This window comes from Vibrio sp. 10N.247.311.14, assembly GCF_041467715.1.
Classification (GTDB): Bacteria; Pseudomonadota; Gammaproteobacteria; order Enterobacterales; family Vibrionaceae; genus Vibrio; species Vibrio crassostreae_C.
Genome location: NZ_JBFSVE010000001.1, coordinates 39,115 through 58,662 on the forward strand (window position 1 = coordinate 39,115; position 19,548 = coordinate 58,662).

The 19,548-nt window shown below is 45.5% G+C and carries 19 protein-coding genes; 8 read left to right on the forward strand and 11 right to left on the reverse strand.

Annotated elements, in window-relative coordinates; genetic code table 11:
* Positions 1-136: 136 nt before the first annotated feature.
* Positions 137-1,375 (forward strand): uracil-xanthine permease family protein, encoded by a 1,239-nt coding sequence (locus AB6F11_RS00215; RefSeq protein WP_050619933.1) that lies wholly within the window; start codon positions 137-139, stop codon positions 1,373-1,375.
* Between the two features lie 141 nt (positions 1,376-1,516).
* Here AB6F11_RS00215 and upp read toward each other — a convergent pair whose 3' ends face one another.
* The gene (gene upp / locus AB6F11_RS00220; RefSeq protein WP_017060716.1) at positions 1,517-2,143 is read right to left on the reverse strand and encodes a uracil phosphoribosyltransferase; all 627 of its coding nucleotides are present in this window, start codon (positions 2,141-2,143) and stop codon (positions 1,517-1,519) included.
* A 169-nt stretch (positions 2,144-2,312) separates the two neighbouring features.
* Here upp and purM point away from each other — a divergent pair, with 169 nt between their 5' ends.
* Both purM and purN read left to right on the forward strand, forming a co-directional pair.
* Positions 2,313-3,353, forward strand: a complete 1,041-nt coding sequence (gene purM, locus AB6F11_RS00225; RefSeq protein ID WP_008222945.1) for a phosphoribosylformylglycinamidine cyclo-ligase — start codon at positions 2,313-2,315, stop codon at positions 3,351-3,353.
* A 132-nt stretch (positions 3,354-3,485) separates the two neighbouring features.
* Positions 3,486-4,160 (forward strand): phosphoribosylglycinamide formyltransferase, encoded by a 675-nt coding sequence (gene purN / locus AB6F11_RS00230; RefSeq protein ID WP_102394430.1) that lies wholly within the window; start codon positions 3,486-3,488, stop codon positions 4,158-4,160.
* Positions 4,161-4,260: 100 nt separating this feature from the next.
* Here the strand turns inward: purN and AB6F11_RS00235 are convergent, their stop codons facing one another.
* Both AB6F11_RS00235 and lpcA read right to left on the reverse strand, forming a co-directional pair.
* Positions 4,261-5,106: a class II glutamine amidotransferase gene (locus AB6F11_RS00235; RefSeq protein WP_010436557.1), complete on the reverse strand. Its 846-nt coding sequence runs from the start codon at positions 5,104-5,106 to the stop codon at positions 4,261-4,263.
* Between the two features lie 64 nt (positions 5,107-5,170).
* Complete coding sequence (gene lpcA, locus AB6F11_RS00240; protein ID WP_017066852.1) at positions 5,171-5,746, reverse strand: D-sedoheptulose 7-phosphate isomerase; 576 nt, start codon at positions 5,744-5,746, stop codon at positions 5,171-5,173.
* 330 nt (positions 5,747-6,076) lie between these two features.
* Here lpcA and fadE point away from each other — a divergent pair, with 330 nt between their 5' ends.
* On the forward strand, positions 6,077-8,542 hold the full coding sequence (gene fadE / locus AB6F11_RS00245; RefSeq protein WP_102394429.1) for an acyl-CoA dehydrogenase FadE: 2,466 nt from the start codon (positions 6,077-6,079) through the stop codon (positions 8,540-8,542).
* Between the two features lie 128 nt (positions 8,543-8,670).
* Here the strand turns inward: fadE and AB6F11_RS00250 are convergent, their stop codons facing one another.
* Together AB6F11_RS00250 and dnaQ are read right to left on the reverse strand one after the other, a co-directional pair.
* Positions 8,671-9,918: a TIGR03503 family protein gene (locus tag AB6F11_RS00250; protein ID WP_017069371.1), complete on the reverse strand. Its 1,248-nt coding sequence runs from the start codon at positions 9,916-9,918 to the stop codon at positions 8,671-8,673.
* 9 nt (positions 9,919-9,927) lie between these two features.
* On the reverse strand, positions 9,928-10,695 hold the full coding sequence (dnaQ, locus tag AB6F11_RS00255; protein ID WP_017060722.1) for a DNA polymerase III subunit epsilon: 768 nt from the start codon (positions 10,693-10,695) through the stop codon (positions 9,928-9,930).
* A gap of 56 nt (positions 10,696-10,751) precedes the next feature.
* On the opposite strand from dnaQ, the gene rnhA reads away from it, so the two are divergent.
* Positions 10,752-11,216, forward strand: coding sequence for a ribonuclease HI (rnhA, locus tag AB6F11_RS00260; RefSeq protein ID WP_017063376.1), 465 nt, complete (start codon positions 10,752-10,754; stop codon positions 11,214-11,216).
* Between the two features lie 98 nt (positions 11,217-11,314).
* Here the strand turns inward: rnhA and AB6F11_RS00265 are convergent, their stop codons facing one another.
* Positions 11,315-12,097: a class I SAM-dependent methyltransferase gene (locus tag AB6F11_RS00265; RefSeq protein ID WP_017060724.1), complete on the reverse strand. Its 783-nt coding sequence runs from the start codon at positions 12,095-12,097 to the stop codon at positions 11,315-11,317.
* A gap of 53 nt (positions 12,098-12,150) precedes the next feature.
* Between AB6F11_RS00265 and gloB the strand changes: the two genes are divergently transcribed.
* The 3 genes from gloB (at position 12,151) to AB6F11_RS00280 (ending at position 15,237) form a co-directional block, all read left to right on the forward strand.
* Positions 12,151-12,909, forward strand: a complete 759-nt coding sequence (gene gloB, locus AB6F11_RS00270; RefSeq protein ID WP_017060725.1) for a hydroxyacylglutathione hydrolase — start codon at positions 12,151-12,153, stop codon at positions 12,907-12,909.
* Positions 12,910-12,979: 70 nt separating this feature from the next.
* A complete protein-coding gene (locus AB6F11_RS00275; protein WP_017063374.1) occupies positions 12,980-14,554 on the forward strand; it encodes a LysM peptidoglycan-binding domain-containing protein in 1,575 nt (524 codons plus the stop codon).
* Positions 14,551-15,237 (forward strand): YIP1 family protein, encoded by a 687-nt coding sequence (locus AB6F11_RS00280; protein ID WP_017060727.1) that lies wholly within the window; start codon positions 14,551-14,553, stop codon positions 15,235-15,237. The genes AB6F11_RS00275 and AB6F11_RS00280 overlap by 4 nt, the downstream gene beginning before the upstream one ends.
* A 106-nt stretch (positions 15,238-15,343) precedes the next feature.
* Here the strand turns inward: AB6F11_RS00280 and AB6F11_RS00285 are convergent, their stop codons facing one another.
* The 5 genes from AB6F11_RS00285 to accA form a co-directional block, all read right to left on the reverse strand.
* Positions 15,344-16,186, reverse strand: coding sequence for an endonuclease/exonuclease/phosphatase family protein (locus AB6F11_RS00285; RefSeq protein WP_017060728.1), 843 nt, complete (start codon positions 16,184-16,186; stop codon positions 15,344-15,346).
* 59 nt (positions 16,187-16,245) lie between these two features.
* Positions 16,246-16,584: a nitrogen regulatory protein P-II gene (gene glnB / locus AB6F11_RS00290; protein ID WP_017063373.1), complete on the reverse strand. Its 339-nt coding sequence runs from the start codon at positions 16,582-16,584 to the stop codon at positions 16,246-16,248.
* A gap of 130 nt (positions 16,585-16,714) precedes the next feature.
* Positions 16,715-17,038 (reverse strand): cytochrome c, encoded by a 324-nt coding sequence (locus AB6F11_RS00295; protein WP_170791809.1) that lies wholly within the window; start codon positions 17,036-17,038, stop codon positions 16,715-16,717.
* A gap of 46 nt (positions 17,039-17,084) precedes the next feature.
* Positions 17,085-18,419: a tRNA lysidine(34) synthetase TilS gene (gene tilS / locus AB6F11_RS00300; RefSeq protein WP_017060730.1), complete on the reverse strand. Its 1,335-nt coding sequence runs from the start codon at positions 18,417-18,419 to the stop codon at positions 17,085-17,087.
* A 124-nt stretch (positions 18,420-18,543) separates the two neighbouring features.
* Positions 18,544-19,503, reverse strand: a complete 960-nt coding sequence (gene accA, locus AB6F11_RS00305) for an acetyl-CoA carboxylase carboxyl transferase subunit alpha (RefSeq protein ID WP_017060731.1) — start codon at positions 19,501-19,503, stop codon at positions 18,544-18,546.
* Between the last annotated feature and the right edge of the window lie 45 nt (positions 19,504-19,548).

The following is a 19,548-nucleotide window of genomic DNA, read 5'->3' on the forward strand; positions in this document are numbered from 1 at the left end:
GGGCTTAGATGGATATAAAACATCACTAAGATAAATAAATTTGATCTATTTGGTGTAGCAATCGATTGCTAAGTGATAGAATCCCGCGAATTTTATTTTTCACTTTTCATATAACGACCATTTTTAAGGACATATCATGAAAAATGCTTTGCAAGGTGCGCAAATGCTGTTCGTAGCTTTTGGTGCGCTTGTACTCGTGCCGCTACTAACAGGACTTGATCCTAACGTTGCACTCTTTGGCGCAGGTATCGGTACCCTTTTATTCCAACTTATTACACGCCGTTCAGTGCCAATCTTCTTAGCGTCTTCTTTCGCATTCATCGCGCCTATCATGTTTGGTATTCAAACTTGGGGTGTAGGTGCAACCATGGGCGGCCTTATGGCGGCGGGTGTTGTGTATGTACTAATGGGCGCGTTAATTAAAGTTCGTGGCGTTGGCTTCATCCATAAACTGCTTCCACCTGTCGTGGTTGGCCCTGTGATCATGGTTATCGGTTTAGGCCTTGCGCCTGTTGCGGTTAACATGGCACTAGGTAAGACAGGCGATGGCGCAGTTCAGCTTGTTGATGCAGACGCTGCACTGTGGATCTCTTCTATTTCACTGTTAGTGACCATTGTCATCAGTGTGTTCTCTAAAGGCTTCCTTAAGCTACTACCAATCTTCGGTGGTATTGTCGCGGGTTACATCACTAGCTTGGTTTATGGCGCAGTCGACTTCACACCAGTAGCGCAAGCATCTTGGTTAGCACTGCCAAACTTCACAGCGCCAGAGTTCAACATCAACGCTATCTTCTTTATGGTATTTGTTGCGATTGCACCTGCTGTTGAGCACGTAGGTGACATGCTTGCTATCTCTAACGTGACCGGTAAAGACTACCTTAAAAAACCTGGCCTACACCGCACAATCACTGGCGACGGTGTGGCAACAATTGCGGCTTCTATGCTGGGCGCGCCACCAAACACGACGTACAGTGAAGTAACAGGCGCAGTAATGCTGACCAAAGCGTTCAACCCAGTGATCATGACTTGGGCTGCGGTAACAGCCATCGTTCTTGCATTGGTAGGTAAGCTAGGTGCACTACTTCAAACGATTCCGGTTCCTGTTATGGGCGGCATCATGATTCTACTGTTTGGTTCTATCGCAACCGTAGGCTTGAATACTCTAATTCAAAACAAAGTTGACCTGCACAAATCTCGCAACCTTGTGATTGTGGGCATTACCTTAGTCTTTGGTATTGGCGGCATGGCATTTGGCATCGGTGACTTTAGCCTACAGGGCGTAAGCTTATGTGGCATCGTAGCGATTCTACTTAACCTAGTACTTCCAGATGAGCTAGGTGACAACACTGTGGTAGATAAAGCTCAAATCGATTAATGAATCGATAAGGCTAGATTCAATAGAATCACAACCTAACAAGATCAAAAAAGGGAGAGCATCGAATGCTCTCCCTTTTTATTAATACAGTTAATTCAGCGAGTTAAGGAACTGTTTAGAGTCACTTAAGCTGAAACCGAATTACTTAGTACCGAAGATCTTATCGCCAGCATCGCCAAGACCAGGAACAATGTAGCCCTTGTCGTTTAGCTTCTCATCGATTGCAGCCGTGTAAAGCTCAACATCTGGGTGCGCTTTTTCTAGAGCAGCGATACCTTCAGGAGCAGCAACAAGCACAAGAATCTTAAAGTGCTTACAACCTTTCTCTTTCATCAGGTCGATAGTCGCGATCATAGAACCACCTGTCGCAAGCATTGGGTCTACCACTAGAGCGATACGCTCATCGATGTTAGATGCAAGCTTGTTGAAATATGGAACTGGCTCAAGCGTTTCTTCGTCACGGTAGATACCAACAACGCTGATACGTGCGCTTGGGATGTGCTCAAGAACACCGTCCATCATGCCTAGACCAGCACGTAGGATTGGCACTACTGTTACTTTTTTACCTTTAATTTGGTCAACTTCAACTGGACCGTTCCAACCGTTAATCGTCACACGCTCAGTTTCAAAGTCTGATGTCGCTTCGTATGTTAGAAGGCTACCCACTTCTGTCGCTAGCTCACGAAAACGCTTAGTGCTAATCTCACCTTCACGCATCAGGCCAATTTTATGTTTTACTAGCGGGTGTTTCACTTCAACAACTTTCATTTCCAACTCCGGCAATATTTAAACAAACCTGTAGATTATACACGAACTCTAAGGTTATTTCAGAATCTTTATTCTAATAAAAAAAACCGCGCAAACGTTTGCTCTTGGTAATCAAGCCCTGTTAGAATAGCGCCGTTTTCACATCCAACTTAAGTTCGAGGACTATCCCGTGAGTGGTAATACTTCTTCTCTAAGCTACAAAGACGCTGGTGTTGATATCGACGCAGGTAATGCACTAGTAGACCGTATTAAAGGTGCTGTTAAACGCACTCGTCGCCCTGAAGTAATGGGCGGTATTGGTGGCTTTGGCGCCCTATGTGAACTTCCAACGAAATACAAAGAGCCGGTACTTGTTTCAGGTACTGATGGTGTTGGTACTAAACTTCGCCTTGCTTTGGATCTGAAAAAACACGACACCATTGGTATCGACCTAGTGGCAATGTGTGTGAACGACCTAATCGTTCAAGGTGGTGAGCCTTTATTCTTCCTAGACTACTACGCAACAGGTAAGCTAGATGTAGACACAGCAGCAGACGTTGTTTCTGGCATCGCTGAAGGTTGTGTTCAAGCTGGTTGTGCACTTATCGGTGGTGAAACCGCTGAAATGCCGGGCATGTACGAAGGCGACGACTACGATGTTGCTGGCTTCTGTGTTGGCGTTGTAGAAAAAGCTGACATCATCGACGGCACTAAAGTAGCAGCAGGCGACGCACTTATCGCTGTTGGCTCAAGTGGTCCACACTCAAACGGTTACTCTTTAATTCGTAAAGTCCTAGAAGTTTCTGGTGCTGATAAGAGTGAAGAACTAGAAGGTCGCACTATCGGTGAGCACCTACTAGAACCAACTAAGATTTACATCAAATCGGCACTTAAGATGATTGCAGAGCATGACATTCATGCTATCTCACACATCACAGGTGGTGGTTTCTGGGAAAACATCCCACGCGTACTTCCTGAAGGTACTAAAGCAGTCATTGATGGCAAGAGCTGGGAATGGCCTGCTATCTTCAACTGGCTACAAGAGAAAGGTAACGTGGAGACATTCGAAATGTACCGCACTTTCAATTGTGGTGTAGGCCTAGTTGTTGCTCTACCTAAAGATCAAGCAGACGCTGCTGTTGAACTACTGAAAGCTGAAGGCGAAAACGCTTGGGTTATCGGTGAGATCGCAAACGCTGAAGCTGGCGAAGAGCAAGTTGAAATTAAATAAGTGATACGCTCACTTACTTAGTTAATCAATGAGGACCTAATGGTCCTCATTTTGCTATTTAGCCCGCAGAAAACCTTAGTTTATGTAGGTACATTGTAAACAATTCAGTTAATCAATCGTATGACCCACTCTATGAAAAACAATCACTCAAATAAAACCAGTCACTCTAATAAAAACATCGTTGTGTTAGTTTCAGGAAGCGGAAGTAACTTACAGGCAATTTTGGATGCCTGTGATAACAATATGATTGATGCTTCAGTTAAGGCTGTCTTTTCAAACAAAGCAGAGGCTTTTGGATTAGAACGAGCGAAAACCGCAGGTGTTGACGCACATTCAGTGAATCCAAAAGACTTTGGTTCACGTGAAGAGTTCGATCATGAATTGATGATTCAGATTGATGCATACCAACCCGATTTAATCGTACTTGCGGGGTACATGCGTATCCTGAGTTCAGAGTTTGTTCGTCACTATTCCGGTAAAATGGTCAACATTCACCCTTCCCTGTTACCTAAGTATCCGGGGCTGCACACCCACCAGCGTGCTATTGATGCTCAGGACAAAGAGCATGGCACCAGCGTCCACTTTGTTACCGAGGAGCTCGATGGCGGCCCTGTGATCTTGCAAGCTAAGGTGCCGGTATTTGAAGATGATGATGCTGATATGTTGGCAAGCCGAGTGCTGACTCAAGAACACTGCATTTACCCTATGGTCTGTAAATGGTTCGCTGAAGATCGTTTATTAATGGTAAACGGGCAAGCGATCTTAGACGGTATAGCGTTGGGCAAGCACGGTTACGCAGAAGAGTAGTTCGTCAAAAACTAAATCAAATAAAAAGGCCGCTTACTGATCTTTTGGTTCAGTAAGCGGCCTCTCTTTTGTTCAGAGCAAATAATACTACCCGGAGGTTTTAGCTCAATGGCTCAGTCGGTGCTTGGCTCGCAACTTTTTTAGGTGCGTAAGCAACATCTTCTAACGCTTGATGGTTGTTACCTATCAGCTCACCAAAATGAAACAGCGCATATTCGCCAGGCTTCATTCTAAACCACTCCTCATTGCATGTAAGAGGTTGAGTTGCCACTACGGTAACTATATCGTTCGGCGTGGTCTCTTCTTGGAAGTTAATCTCAACGTCTTCATCAATTAAGCTCGCGTTGCCAAAAGGCGCGCGTCTTGTTATCCAGTACAAATGATTGGTACAGTACGTCATCACATACTCACCATCACTCAACAACATGTTGAAGACACCTTTATCTCGTAACTGGTCACAACACTCAGCAACAAAGCGAAACATGCCTTCCATGTCTTGAGGCGGTTCAGGAAAGCGATCCTCGAGCTGTTTTAATAACCAACAAAAAGAGAGCTCACTGTCCGTCTCACCTACCGGTCTGAAACGACCACTGATAAGATCATCGTAGTCTGTTAACTGACCATTGTGAGCAAAAGTCCAGTATCTTCCCCAAAGTTCGCGGGTAAAAGGGTGAGTATTTTCAAGATTAACCCCACCACGGTTGGCTTGACGAATATGACTGACAACAGCCTGGCTTTTAATTGGGTAGTTTTGAACCAACTCTGCGATCTTAGATTCACAGCTAGGGTTAGGATCTTTAAAAGTACGAAAACCCTTTCCCTCATAAAAAGTGATACCCCATCCATCACGGTGTGGACCTGTGTTACCTCCACGCTGCATCAGACCAGTAAAACTAAAACAAATATCAGTTGGCACATTCGCGCTCATACCGAGCAATTCACACATGGTTTAATCTACTCCCTATTAAAACCAGCAGAGCCTAAGCTGTGCTTTAAATCTCTGTAAACGACTATTCCATTTCTTTTTCAACAAGTTGAATCACAATATGAATAATCTTAATGTGAACTTCTTGAATGCGATCTGCGTAACCAAAATGTGGAACTCGGATTTCGATGTCTGCACAACCTGCCATTTTACCGCCATCTTTACCTGTTAGGGCGATGGTTTTCATGCCTTTCGCTTGAGCAGCTTCAATCGCTTTTAAAATGTTGCCAGAGTTGCCAGAAGTCGACAAACCAAACAGCACATCACCTTTACGGCCTACCGCTTCTACATAGCGAGAAAATACGTGGTCGTAACCAAAATCATTACTCACGCAAGATAAATGGCTAGGATCTGAAATCGCAATACCAGCATAACCTGGGCGGTTCTCACGGTATCGACCAGTAAGCTCTTCCGCGAAGTGCATGGCATCACAGTGTGAGCCACCGTTACCACAAGAAAGCACTTTGCCTTCTTGTTTGAATGAGTCGGCAATCAGTCTTGCAGCCGCTTCAATTTGAGCGATGTTGTGGTCATCGCTCAAGAACTTGTTAAGAACGTCAGCAGCTTCGTTCAATTCACTTTTGATTAGGTCTTGGTACATAAGGCTTATCTCTTATTTTTTTGGCGCAGTTTAACTTGCGCGAAACGAGAATTGAGGGGTTCCCCCTCTTTATATCACTGAGTTTACCCACAAACATGAAATAGTGTCGACACTTAAGCCCAAAGATTGCCACCTTTATTAACCAGTCACTGTCGATCCGCCCAAATATTCACCACCAACCTCTCACAATTAGAATTTTAACTCTATTCAGATCGCTTTTTATCCAATTTAGAGTTTTACAAATATTTAATATTTTGTTTACACTTAACTGGTTAGACCTCTTACCTAAAACTTAATAACAATAAGTGATCTCTGAAAAGGAAATCGATCATGAACATATTGCTCTCCCTACTCGGCATGACCGTCATCTTAGGCGTCTGTCTTTACCATAGAGTTAGTCTTGTGCGTGCATTAGTTGTACTAACCTGCGCGATGATAGCACTCACACTGTTTGGCGGCGTGGCTGTTACTGGCTGGCTTTGCTATCTATTAGCCGTTGCGATCTTTGCTGTACCGACCATTCGTCAGACACTGATCAGCCAAAAAGCACTCTCTTTATTTAAGAAAGTTCTGCCAGCGATGTCTCAGACAGAAAAAGAAGCACTAGAAGCTGGCACAGTATGGTGGGAAGCAGAGCTGTTCAAAGGCAAACCTGAATGGAAGAAGCTTCAGAACATTGCTGACCCAAAACTCTCTGAGGCTGAGCAAGCGTTTTTAGATGGTCCAGTAAATACCGTGTGTGAAATGGTCAACGATTACCAAGTGACACATGAGCTTGCTGATTTGCCACCAGAAGTATGGCAATACCTGAAAGACCATAAATTCTTCGCCATGATCATCAAGAAAAAATACGGCGGCTTAGAGTTCTCAGCTTACGCTCAATCTTTGGTTCTACAGAAGTTGACGGGTGTTTCTAGTGTATTGTCATCGACGGTTGGCGTACCTAACTCATTAGGCCCTGGTGAGCTTTTACAACACTACGGTACAGAAGAACAAAGAAACCACTACCTGCCTCGCCTAGCGGAAGGTAAAGAGATCCCTTGTTTCGCACTAACTAGCCCAGAAGCTGGCTCAGACGCTGGCTCTATTCCAGATTACGGTGTGGTTTGTAAAGGCGACTGGCAAGGCGAAGAAGTACTCGGCATGCGCCTAACTTGGAACAAGCGTTACATCACTCTCGCGCCTGTCGCGACGGTATTAGGCTTAGCTTTTAAACTTCGTGACCCGGACGGCCTGCTTGGTGATCAAAAAGATCTTGGTATCACTTGTGCGCTTATCCCAACGGATTTAAAAGGCGTAGAGATTGGCAACCGCCACTTCCCACTAAACGTACCTTTCCAAAATGGCCCGACGCAAGGCGACGATATCTTCGTGCCTATCGATTTCATCATTGGCGGTCAGAAAATGGCCGGTCAAGGCTGGCGTATGCTGGTTGAGTGCCTGTCGGTTGGTCGTGGTATCACACTGCCTTCAAACTCAACTGGTGGCATCAAGTCTGCCGCGCTTGCAACTGGCGCTTACGCTCGTATCCGCCGTCAGTTCAAACAGCCTATTGGCCGCATGGAAGGGGTTGAAGAGCCACTTGCACGCCTTGCAGGTAACGCTTATGTAATGGACGCTGCAAGTAACCTAACCGTTGCGGGCATCGACCTTGGTGAAAAGCCTTCGGTTATCTCTGCAATCGTTAAGTACCACTGTACTCACCGTGGCCAGCGCAGCATCATTGATGCGATGGATATCGTCGGTGGTAAAGGCATTTGTTTAGGCCCATCGAACTTCCTAGCTCGTGGCTACCAAGGCTCGCCTATCGCGATTACGGTTGAAGGCGCAAACATCCTGACTCGTTCAATGATCATCTATGGTCAAGGTGCGATTCGCTGTCACCCTTACGTACTGAACGAAATGGAAGCGGCTTATTCTGAAAGCAGCGATGCGCTTGATAAGTTTGATTCAGCGTTAGCAGGGCACGTTAGCTTTACGATGAGCAACCTAGTCCGCAGCTTGTGGTTTGGTTTAACCGATGGTCGTGGTTCTGATGCGCCAACACCTTCAAATAAAACAGATAAACAGACACAGCGTTACTACCAACAGCTAAACCGCTACAGTGCAAACCTAGCGCTACTGTCTGATATTTCAATGGCAGTTCTAGGCGGATCACTGAAGCGTAGAGAACGTTTATCAGCAAGACTGGGTGATATCCTGAGTCAACTTTACCTCGGTTCAGCAACGTTGAAGCGCTTTGAAAGTGAAGGCAGCCACGCTGAAGATCTACCGTTAGTACATTGGGGTATGCAAGATAGCTTACGTCAGACTGAAGTGGCGATTGATGAGTTCTTAGCGAATTTCCCTAACCCTGTGATCGGCCGTCTACTTCGTGTTGTGTTAATGCCATTTGGCCGTATCCGTCGTGCACCAAACGACAAGCTCGACAGCAAAGTTGCGCACATTCTACAAACACCAAGCGAAACACGCTCTCGTATAGGTCGCGGCCAATACCTAGAAGCGACGGAATACAACCCAGTAGGTAAGATTGAAAAAGCGCTAGAAGTGATTCTTCAAGCTGAACCTCTGTTCGACAAAGTCTGCAAAGAGACGCATCAAAAACGTGCCTTCTTACGACTTGATCTTGTTGCTCAGTTGGGACTTGAGAAAGGTATCTTAACGCAAGACGAAGCAAATCTTCTGATTAGCGCTGAGGAACATAGACTGTACACGATTAACGTGGATGACTTCTCACCAGAGGAGCTTGCAGCAAAGTCTCAGTACCCAGACCAATCGATTGATAACGTCGCTTAAGGCCAGAAAAAGAAACAACAACGGGACTCCTATGAGTCCCGTTTTTTTGTTCATGATTTCGTTGCCACAAATTCCCATGCTTTATCTAGCGGCTTATTCTCTCTAGACAATCTAATCATCTATGCGAGTTACTTGGGCGCCTTGAGCTGCATCTCAGGTAACGCTTTTTTCTTCGCTTTAACCTTACGAACCACAAACCAAATCAATAAGCCCAATAGAATCGCGACCACATTACCCACCGCAATAATGATCATACTGCGCTGTCTGTCATCTTCACGTTTTTGAAGGATCATCAACTCTGTTGCGATACGCTTCTGTTCAGCAAGAGCTTCTTCTTGAAGGCGTCGTGACTCTGCTAAGTCGATATCTTCAACAACGCTGTACGACTGCTCGGTAATTGGAAAGATCAGCGGGCGCTGACTTGAAGCATCAGTGGCATAAACCATCCCTGACCAATTATAAATTCCTAAATCGCCATTATAAGGCACCTCTAAAGCGACTTTCATTGCGTCGACTTCAGCTTGCCCCTGCTTGTACATCACATATTCATCAGGAGCCTTGTGCTCAACATGAACCGCTAACGAGCTCGGTGCGATCATCCCCTGTTCACCAGACACCACAATAGTATGAGGTAAACCCTCTTTTCGTGATTGAATGAAGGTGCTAGTGATCGGTGTTGGGTAAACCAAGACTTCTTGCTCTTGCGCTCGCAGGAACACGCCATTACCAGAGGTAATACGCGCTCGGTATTTACCGGGCTCGATATCAATTGGCAAAGAGACAGTGAACACACCATCTCCGGCCTTTTCATCAAGATCAGCGCCATCATCGGCAAACTCGCCCATCACAACCGGCACCGGGCGCGCTTCTCTCACCAAAGACTCTTCGTTTTCAACAAACTTAGTAAAGGTAACCTTAAGCTTCACGCGATCGAGAAAATCGCGCAGCACCAGCGGCTTGCCATCAGAAGTCAGTCGAGCGGTAAATTTGATGCGCTCTGTTTGATACAACTTATCTGGGAACTCATTAGCATCCAAAACAAGATGAGACAGCAGCTTGATATTGTTCTTAGGGGAAACTTTACCTATCGCTTGCCAAGGGCCGGGCATCGGATTGTCGATAGAGATAATGTCCATGGACGATTCTTCGTACCAACGGACATTATCAGCATTGCGCCAAGAGTAGTATTTCTTGCCATCAGGGCGAACCAAAACGACAGGTTTAGAGTTATCGGCTCGATAAATCACAAAGGTGACTTGTTCAATACTGGGATCAACTCTAAAACGGTTGTCCAATAAACTCATAACGGATTCTGTTGCTGCATGTAAGCCAAAACTTAACAGCAATAAGCAACCGGTAGCCAATACCCTTAACATACTTTCTCCCTACTGACGCCAGAGGCAGCTTCCGCTTTTCTCGACGAGATCTAAACGACTTTGATGCGCTTCTACTTCATCGGCCGTAGCTCGTAAAACCTTTAGGGATTTTCGACCACTTTCTACTCTTCGTATGCTTTCGGCTTCACCTTCCTGTTGACCAGCGTTAAATTGCAGCGAAGTTTGACCACCCGTCATCAATAAGTAGACGTCGGCTAGGATCTCCGCATCGAGCAATGCGCCGTGGAGAGTGCGGTGCGAGTTATCGATACCGTAACGGTCACATAAGATATCTAGGTTGTTTCTTTTACCTGGGAATATCTTCTTCGCCATTGCCAAGGTATCGGTAACTTTACAGTAGTCATCCGTTTTACCTATCGCTGGGTTGAGCTTCTCAAACTCATAGTCCATGAAGCCCGTATCGAAGGGCGCGTTATGAGCCACCAGCTCCGCACCTTTGATAAAGTCGAGAAACTCTTTATGAATGTCTTGGTATTCAGGCTTATCAATCAAGAATTCATCGGTAATACCGTGAACGCCAATCGCCTCTTCTTGAATCGCACGATCGGGCTTGATGTAGACGTGGAAATGACGCCCGGTCAGCCTACGGTTGATGATCTCTACTGCACCAATTTCAACGATGCGGTGACCCATATAGTGAGGGCCACCTTCTGTATTCATACCGGTGGTTTCGGTATCGAGTACAACAATGCGCTTATTTTCGTTCGAACTGTTTTTTTCGTTCGTGCTTTGTTCTGGAGTGCTACTGGTATTCATAAGGATAACTGTGTCAGACTATGCCGATAATGTGCTTGAGGTAATAGTATCAAATCATGACGAAACAAGTTGAAATTTTCACTGATGGTTCTTGTTTAGGCAACCCTGGTCCCGGCGGCTATGGTATCGTACTTCGCTACAAAAAAGTCGAGAAGACGCTAGCAGAAGGTTTCACGCTAACAACCAATAACCGTATGGAAATGCTCGCCGCTGTCGTTGCTCTCCAAACCCTCAAAGAACCTTGCTCTGTGATTCTGACCACAGATAGCCAATACGTGCGTCAAGGTATCACACAGTGGATTCATAACTGGAAAAAGCGTGACTGGAAAACAGCCGACAAGAAACCGGTTAAAAATGCCGATCTGTGGCAAAGGCTCGATAAAGAAACCGCTCGCCATAACGTTGATTGGCGCTGGGTAAAAGGACACGCCGGACACAGAGAAAACGAAATGTGTGATGATTTAGCGCGAAATGCAGCGGAGAATCCGACTCTAGAAGATACGGGCTATCAACCAAGCTAATCGTCTTTTTAATTAGACGCACATTTCAGAAAGCGATTTATAATTTCTTAAACTAATTGACAATTTCTCAATCGAATTGATAGATGAAAAGCCGACAACTAATCGGCTTTTTCTGTTTTTAGCGGATATGACGCTTTGGCTGAATCCATTGTACGGCGCGTATTGGTTCTAAAACTTGCCCCAACAGGCGAGAAACGTCGCTTAAGGTGCCAATGTGGTTTGATGGGTTTTAGCGGGTAAGTACGCTTACGAGCAACAATAAAGTATTGGCTTCCGGCGAAGGATGCACAACCACCTAAGCTGTTCTCCAACCACGTCCACATCGCTTGATACTTACTCATCGGAAACAGCGCGTAGGTGTCACAATGAATTACTTCATAGTTAAGTACACCTAACCAGTCTTTAATTCGACTTGGCGTGTACATACGCCCACTCCAAGGCAAGCTGTTCTTTCGCCAAGGCATCAAACTGGCAAGCCCAGTGACACTGATTGGGTTGAAGCCCGTGATAATGATATAGCCATCGTCCATCATCACTCGATCGACTTCTCTCAATAAGCGATGCGGGTCATTGCTATAATCTAATTGATGACTGAGCACCACAACATCAAAGCTTTTCTCCAAAAAGGGTAAATTATAGCCATCCGCTATCACATTATGTAATGGGTTCTGGATATCTAGGTTTACTTGATGTTGAATGTTGCATGTGCAGCTAGAAATCTCACTACTGAGGCCACCGAGCTTGAGCATATGGTAACCAAATAGCTTTGGGCACCACTCATCGAGTCGAGTTTGAATAGATTCTCTCAACCAGTCCCCATTGTGCAATTGCGCCCAAGTGTAAGGACGTTCAAACTTCTTTCTGCTACGTGCTGGCTTCATCAATAATCTGTCTCACTTATTCTGTCGCACTAATAGTGACTGGAGAACCAATAATGTTACATATCAAAAGCATACCTGCATTTAACGACAATTACATCTGGCTGATTCAAAATAGCGATCGCCGTTGTGCTGTCGTCGACCCTGGTGATGCGGCTCCAGTATTAGAGTACTTGGCACACCATGAGCTAACTTTAGATGCAATCTTGATTACACACCACCACCACGATCACATTGGTGGTGTTCCAGAACTCGTTAGACAATTTCCCGGCGTGGATGTTGTCGGTCCAAGGAATGAACCTATCCCTACCTTAACTCATCCGGTCGATGATGGTGATCAATTAGAACTGTTTGGCGAAGTATTCCTCGTCCTAGGGCTCAGTGGCCATACTGCGGGTCATATTGGTTATGTGGGCGATGCCAAACTGTTTTGTGGTGATGTGTTGTTCTCTGCGGGCTGTGGCCGAATCATGGAAGGCACACCACAACAGATGTTCGATGCACTGAATAAGATCACGGCTCTGCCTCAAGAAACCGAAGTTTATTGTGCACATGAGTACACTGCAGCCAATATCGCTTTCGCATTAGCCGTAGAGCCTGATAACCAACATTTGCAGCAATATCGCGACCAAGTGAACCGACTTCGCGCTCAAAATAAGTCGACCATCCCCACAAATTTGAGACAAGAGAAGTTTGTGAACCCCTTCCTGCGCTATACCGAGCCAAGTGTAGTGAAATCAGTGTCTAATCGCACCGAGCAGACCGATCCTTTATCGGTATTCACCGCTTTACGTGCGTGGAAGAACGAATTTTAACAAATACAGACTTGTCACTCATAGGGGGTGGCAAGTATTATCATCGGCCGTTAATTAAAAAGGCTGTAACATGCGAGTTAAGTACAGCTGGGCTTTGGTATTACTACTTTCTGGTTGCCAATTAACTCAGTCAGAGAATCCAGACCAAGCTTCCGAGCAAACCAACACATCTCCTACTAAAGAAGTTTCTCAAGCGAACGTTTCATCAGAAGCAACAGCCAAAGAAGATCAAAAAGTTGAAGCACCTGTCGTTACTCCACAAACACAAGAAGATGTTTGGAAACGCATTGCGATGCAACTTGAAATGGAAGTGCCAGACCAAAAGAAGGTCGACTACTACCGAACTTGGTATCTCAAGCACCCGAGTCATCTAAAAACAGTATCAAAGCGTGCTGAACCTTTCTTGTATCTGATCACGACTAAGATTGAAGAAAAAGGCTTACCACTAGAATTGGCACTACTACCCGTTGTAGAAAGCTCTTTCGATGCATTTGCCTACTCTCATGGCAGTGCTGCTGGTCTATGGCAATTCATTTCAGGCACTGGCAAAGACTACGGGCTTGAACAGAACTTTTGGTATGACGGCCGCCGCGATGTTGCCGCCTCTACCGACGCCGCATTGGACTTCCTCTCAGATCTTAACCGACGTTTCGATGGCGACTGGAATCATGCGATTGCTGCCTATAACAGTGGTGGTGGTCGAGTAAACAGCGCAATCCGCAAGAACAAGAAGCTTGGCAAGCCAATCGACTTCTTCTCTTTGGACTTACCAAAAGAGACCAGCAGCTATGTACCTAAACTGCTTGCTCTAGCAGATGTCATTGCCAACCAAGAAAAGTATGGCATCGATATTCCGGCGATCCCGAATAAGCCAGTGCTGACTCTGGTTAACCCTGAAGAACAGCTTGATTTAGCCATTGCTGCGAACTACGCAGGCATTCCTGTCAAAGAACTTCAAGGTTACAACCCGGCTTACAACCAATGGGCAACGGCACCAGAGAAACACCAACAACTATTACTTCCTTTAGATTCAGTTGAGAAATTCAACAAAGAAGTCGCTGCCAATAAAGGCAAAGGCATGAAGTTGGTGCGTTACAAGGTTCAATCTGGTGACAGCATTAGCGTACTGGCAAGCAAATATAACACCACCAGCAAAGTGATCCGCTCTGCAAACGGTTTGAGCAACAACAATATTCGTATTGGCCAGCACTTACTTATCCCAACATCCACCAAAGACGACAAGACATACGCCCTAAGCGCCTCAAACCGCCTAGCAAGCACACAGTCGAAGAGTCGTGGTCAATATAAGCTCAGCCATACTGTAAGAAGTGGTGACAGCCTATGGACGATTGCACGCGCAAATAAGGTCTCTCATCAATCACTGGCTAAGTGGAATGGCATGGGACCACGCGACACGCTTAGAGTTGGTCAAGAACTGGTCATTTGGAAGAACGGCTCAGACGGCGCCATCATCCGTACGATCTTTTATAACGTAAGATCGGGTGACACAGTCAGCGGTATTGCATCAAAGTTCAAAGTAAAAAGTACAGATGTTGTAAAATGGAACACTTTGCAGAACAAAAAATACCTACAGCCAGGACAAAAACTGAAGCTGTATGTTGATGTAACTAAGGTAAGTGTATGAACCCGTCAAGTAACCCACTCGTCATGCTGTTGGATATATTCCGTTCGCCAACAGCTTGTTTCTTAGCGCTTTATCAACGAAGTGCTTGGGGATGGCAACCCTACGTCGTATTAATGCTCAGCCCATTTTTGTTTTGGGGTGCTTATTTTTCGAATGTAGATTTTGCATGGTTAAGTGCAGAGCTCTCGCAGCAACTGGCTCAAACGAACCCTGACCAATTGGCGTTACTTGACAGCAATACCTTACTCGCAAGTGAAATCATCAGCGACGTATTTGGCCGAACATTAACCATCGTTCTATTGGCATTCTGGTTTAACCTAGCAACCAAGCCAAGCCAACATCAGCACAGCTTTTGGCGATGGTTTGCAGCGGCATCGGTTGTTATATTCCCAGCTGTTTTAGGTGATGTAGCAAGCTACGCAAGCCTGATACTCAAGCATGGACATGTGATGAACTACGCTGCCGACTTGAACAGCTTAAATGGCTTGATCAAGTTACCGCTAACTAATGATTGGTCACAGTTTGCTAGCTCATTACCACTGCTTCTGCCATGGTACATCGTGCTAGGTTATGCTGCGGTATTAACGTGGACTGAGTTTGAACGCGGGCAAGCGCTTGTGATTTCAGGCTTACCATGGGTTGGCTACTACCTAATCTGGGCGCTCTACATTTTAATCTTTTAAGTAGAAGAGATAAGGCTAGCGAAGACTCTCTAGCCTATTGTTCCGTTAGATTTCCCAAGGTAACCACCGTGCGAATGGTTAAGTTCCAATGACTAATAGCTAATCACTATTTAGCCTTAAAGGTCACTCGCATAGGGTTATGATCAGAAGCGTCCGTAATGGGCGCTTTTGCTTTTTCTACCTCTAGCCCTCGATAGAACACATGGTCGAGCACCAGTCCTGTAATGAACTGAGTTCTATTATCTGGCTCAAAGGCAACTTCCGTCAAACCAACCTTCTCCAACGCATCTTTCAATACAGCAAAGCGAGCTTCACTCCAGCTATTAAAGTCCCCAGCAAAAATAACCGGCCCACGATACTTTTGCAGATTGTCAGTTAAGCTCTTGAGCTGAGCCTCGTAATCTTCCGTACCAAAGGTAAAGTTCACAGCGTGGATATTAATCACAGCCAGCTCTTCGCCATTGTTTAGTTGGTAACGCGACCAAAGCGCCGATTTAGGCAGTTGAAGCCAAGGTTCTTCATGAGTATAAGCACACGCTTCAATCGGTAAATGGGTTGCTAGGTTGAGTACCCCAGCACTTTGCTCAAAGGCCTCAAACGCATTAACACGTGTGCTTCCCCACTGTCCGCTCATTACCCATTGGCGAAGTCCTTCTGTCATACTAGCTTCTTGCAGCAAGACTAAATCGCTACCTGCCGACAGCTTATTTAACTCACTCTGCCAATTATTTCGGTTTTGCTTGTAGATATTCCACACCGTAATGTCTAAGCCATCAGACACATCAATCGCTTTCGGTGCAGAGTTTTGGTAGCAACTGTAGATGTCGTTACTGGTACTTTGAGAGGAAATGATCAGGTTGGGTTTATTCGGGATCACGAAGATAAAATGAAAACTAACGACAGCAAGCGTTATCAATAACGTGATAACAATGATGGTTTTCTTAAACATACAGCACCCTACCAGAGATGAAAAAGGAGCGATAAACGCTCCTTTTAGGGTAATAGTTTTTATACGGCGTCTTCGTCTTCTTCGCCAGTACGAATACGTACCACACGTTCAACTTCAGTAATGAAGATCTTACCGTCACCAATTTTACCTGTTTGAGCCGTCTCAATGATGGTATCAACACATTGGTCAGCCACTTCGTCGGTCACAACGATTTCTAGTTTCACTTTAGGTAAAAAGTCGACCATGTACTCTGCGCCGCGGTATAGCTCAGTATGACCTTTTTGACGTCCAAAGCCTTTAACTTCAGATACTGTCATACCCGTAATACCCACTTCTGCAAGTGCTTCACGTACATCATCAAGTTTGAATGGCTTGATAATGGCTTCAATCTTTTTCATGTTCATCCCTTAAACTGTGCGAATGGCTCATTATCGGTTAGCTATAGTAAACATTCAATGAAAAAAGCCAGAGCTTTAAAGCTCTGGCTCGAAATTTATCATCTTGTTTAATCAGCGCTTTGAGAAGGTTTTACTTAAGGCTTGCGTAGTAAGCGGCTAGATTCGCGATGTCTTCATCACTCAGCATTGAAGCTTGAGCCTGCATTACAGCGGCCAAACCGCCGGTGCGCTGGCCATTCTTATAGGCCTTAATTGATGAAGCGATGTATTGCTCGTTTTGACCTTTAAGGTTTGGATAGCCAGGGATCACTGCGATACCGTCTGCACCATGACATGCCGCACAGATTGCTGCTTTAGCTTGACCCGCAGCAACATCAGCCGCCAGAGCGTTACCACTCAATAGTCCAAATCCAAGAACTAATCCTAGTGTAATTTTCTTCATTGCATATTCCATTAATTATTTTTATTAAAGTGACGGTGAATTGTGACATAAACTTTTTCTACTTGCTCCAAAGCGCTTCACAATCTTGACCTTCGTAGTTTTTATCTACGAATAAGCCTAAAACAGCGATCACTCGATCGCCATCCATTAATATCGGCGTTCTGCGTCTTAACCAACTGGGTACTTGGTACTCTTGAAACAACTTCTTAAGCTTCCTGCTATGACCGCGCCCAACAGGGTGTGCTGACAATCCCTCAGGGTTAAATATCACTCGCAGTGTTCCTCTCGTTGTGTTGAGACTAAAATGTTGCGCATCACAGTGGTTAGATACACCATCACTCGCCGCTGAAGTTAAGTGTAGTTCCCCTAAACCGTCAGGCAAAACTAAGCTCTCTTCCATCGAGATATCACTTTGCCAGTTCGACAAGTCTTTGGTCTCTTTTACGACATGGAGCTGATGATTAAAACGTCTAACCTCAACCTCATTCAACACCAGCTTAGGGTTGGCGTCTGCCTGAGCACATGCCACCTCATCCCATATAAGTTTGAGCTGCTTTTGGCTCGGCATCGGTTGATTACAGCGGCTCAGCCACATTCTTAATAAGCGTGCACGCAGTAAATCAGAGTACTGAGATAATACCTCAATACTTAAGCTGTGCTTCTCAGTCAAAGCTTGTTGTAAGTGAGATTCTAACAACTCATCCAACAGTAACTCTTGCTCTGCACATAGCTGAGCACTACGACTGACCGATTCTCGAAAACTAGGCCAACGCTCGGTCAGTGTCGGAGTGACTTGATGACGAATAAAATTACGGTCAAAGCGAACGTCTTGATTACTCTCATCTTCTACCCAAGTTAAAGCCATATCGCGCGCCGCCACTTCAATATCCGTTCTCGTCACCGACAGCAGTGGGCGAACGATATGAGCACCTGAAAATGGCATCACTTTCGCCATTGAAGAGAGCCCTTTCGGACCACTGCCACGCTTAAGAGCTAACAAGAAGGTCTCGACTTGGTCATCGATGTGCTGGCCTGTCACTAACACATCACCTTGTCTAATATGCTTTTTAAGGGCTTGGTATCGCGCGTCTCGAGCCAGCTTTTCAACGCTTTCTCCACGGCTAATATCTAGCGAGACTCGTTCAATGAACAAGGATACCGACAAAGCATCACACCATGTTTTGCACTGCTCTGCCCAATAATCAGCATTGTTGCTTAAGCCGTGGTGAACATGTACCGCACAGCAATCGATGTGATGGGACTTAGCGAATTGGGCAGCCAACTCCAACAACACTCGTGAATCGACACCACCACTGAAAGCGACGATCAACCGACAAGGCTTAAGCGCGCTTTGATCAAGTACAGATGTGAAGGTATCAATTAAGTGTGTCATGAGGCTAATAAACCAAGAGATCGTGTTTTAAGGGATAATGTTTTAATAATAAAAAAGGGTTGGCACTGAGTCCAACCCTTTCATCATTTGTTCGTATAGCTAGCCTTATCGCTAAGGCAAGTTATCAGCAGTAGCCGTAGCTCATTAGACGCTGGTAACGACGCTCAAGCAGCGTTTCGTTATCAAACTGCTCTAGCTCTTCTAGCTGTTTAACTAACATGTCTTTCATGTTTTGAGCGGTTTGTGCAGGGTCGCGGTGCGCGCCACCTAGAGGCTCAGGAATGATTTCGTCGATAAGCTCAAGCTCTTTAAGACGAGGAGCAATCAGGCCCATCGCTTCAGCTGCTTGTGGTGCTTTATCTGAATCGCGCCATAAGATTGAAGCACAACCTTCTGGAGAGATTACTGAGTACGTAGAGTACTGAAGCATGTTCACGTAGTCACCAACACCAATCGCTAGTGCGCCACCAGAACCGCCTTCACCCACAACGTTACAGATAACAGGAACTGAAAGGCCAGCCATCACTTTTAGGTTTTTAGCGATAGCTTCAGATTGACCACGCTCTTCAGCACCAACACCTGGGTATGCGCCCGCTGTGTCGATGAAAGTAATAATAGGCATGTTGAAACGCTCAGCAGTTTCCATTAGACGTAGCGCCTTACGGTAACCTTCTGGCTTTGGCATACCAAAGTTACGGATCACTTTCTCTTTAGTCTCACGACCTTTCTGGTGACCAATAACCATAACAGGACGGCCATTTAGACGAGCCATACCACCCACAATAGCTTTGTCGTCAGCGTAAGCGCGATCGCCCGCCATCTCTTCAAACTCTGTGAATGCATGCTCCAGGTAATCTTTGGTGTAAGGACGTTGAGGGTGACGAGCAAGTTGAGCTACCTGCCATGCACCTAAGTCACTAAAGATTTTCTGTTTAAGCTCTAAGCTTTTTTTCTCTAGTTGTTCGATTTCTTTGTCTAGATCTACCGCTGTGTCACCACCGTGACGCGAAACGTCACGTAGCGCTTCGATTTTTGCTTCAAGTTCAGCGATAGGCTTTTCAAATTCTAGAAAGTTCAGGCTCATCTATGAATCCTTGTTGATTCAGCTCCGCATTCGCGAAGCTAAATT

Coding starts and splice junctions, on each gene's coding strand:
- AB6F11_RS00215 (WP_050619933.1), top strand. CDS start 137: ATGAAAAATGCTTTGCAAGGTGCGCAAATGCTGTTCGTAGCTTTTGGT.
- upp (WP_017060716.1), bottom strand. CDS start 2,143: ATGAAAGTTGTTGAAGTGAAACACCCGCTAGTAAAACATAAAATTGGC.
- purN (WP_102394430.1), top strand. CDS start 3,486: ATGAAAAACAATCACTCAAATAAAACCAGTCACTCTAATAAAAACATC.
- AB6F11_RS00235 (WP_010436557.1), bottom strand. CDS start 5,106: ATGTGTGAATTGCTCGGTATGAGCGCGAATGTGCCAACTGATATTTGT.
- lpcA (WP_017066852.1), bottom strand. CDS start 5,746: ATGTACCAAGACCTAATCAAAAGTGAATTGAACGAAGCTGCTGACGTT.
- fadE (WP_102394429.1), top strand. CDS start 6,077: ATGAACATATTGCTCTCCCTACTCGGCATGACCGTCATCTTAGGCGTC.
- AB6F11_RS00250 (WP_017069371.1), bottom strand. CDS start 9,918: ATGTTAAGGGTATTGGCTACCGGTTGCTTATTGCTGTTAAGTTTTGGC.
- dnaQ (WP_017060722.1), bottom strand. CDS start 10,695: ATGAATACCAGTAGCACTCCAGAACAAAGCACGAACGAAAAAAACAGT.
- rnhA (WP_017063376.1), top strand. CDS start 10,752: ATGACGAAACAAGTTGAAATTTTCACTGATGGTTCTTGTTTAGGCAAC.
- AB6F11_RS00265 (WP_017060724.1), bottom strand. CDS start 12,097: ATGAAGCCAGCACGTAGCAGAAAGAAGTTTGAACGTCCTTACACTTGG.
- gloB (WP_017060725.1), top strand. CDS start 12,151: ATGTTACATATCAAAAGCATACCTGCATTTAACGACAATTACATCTGG.
- AB6F11_RS00275 (WP_017063374.1), top strand. CDS start 12,980: ATGCGAGTTAAGTACAGCTGGGCTTTGGTATTACTACTTTCTGGTTGC.
- AB6F11_RS00280 (WP_017060727.1), top strand. CDS start 14,551: ATGAACCCGTCAAGTAACCCACTCGTCATGCTGTTGGATATATTCCGT.
- AB6F11_RS00285 (WP_017060728.1), bottom strand. CDS start 16,186: ATGTTTAAGAAAACCATCATTGTTATCACGTTATTGATAACGCTTGCT.
- glnB (WP_017063373.1), bottom strand. CDS start 16,584: ATGAAAAAGATTGAAGCCATTATCAAGCCATTCAAACTTGATGATGTA.
- AB6F11_RS00295 (WP_170791809.1), bottom strand. CDS start 17,038: ATGGAATATGCAATGAAGAAAATTACACTAGGATTAGTTCTTGGATTT.
- tilS (WP_017060730.1), bottom strand. CDS start 18,419: ATGACACACTTAATTGATACCTTCACATCTGTACTTGATCAAAGCGCG.
- accA (WP_017060731.1), bottom strand. CDS start 19,503: ATGAGCCTGAACTTTCTAGAATTTGAAAAGCCTATCGCTGAACTTGAA.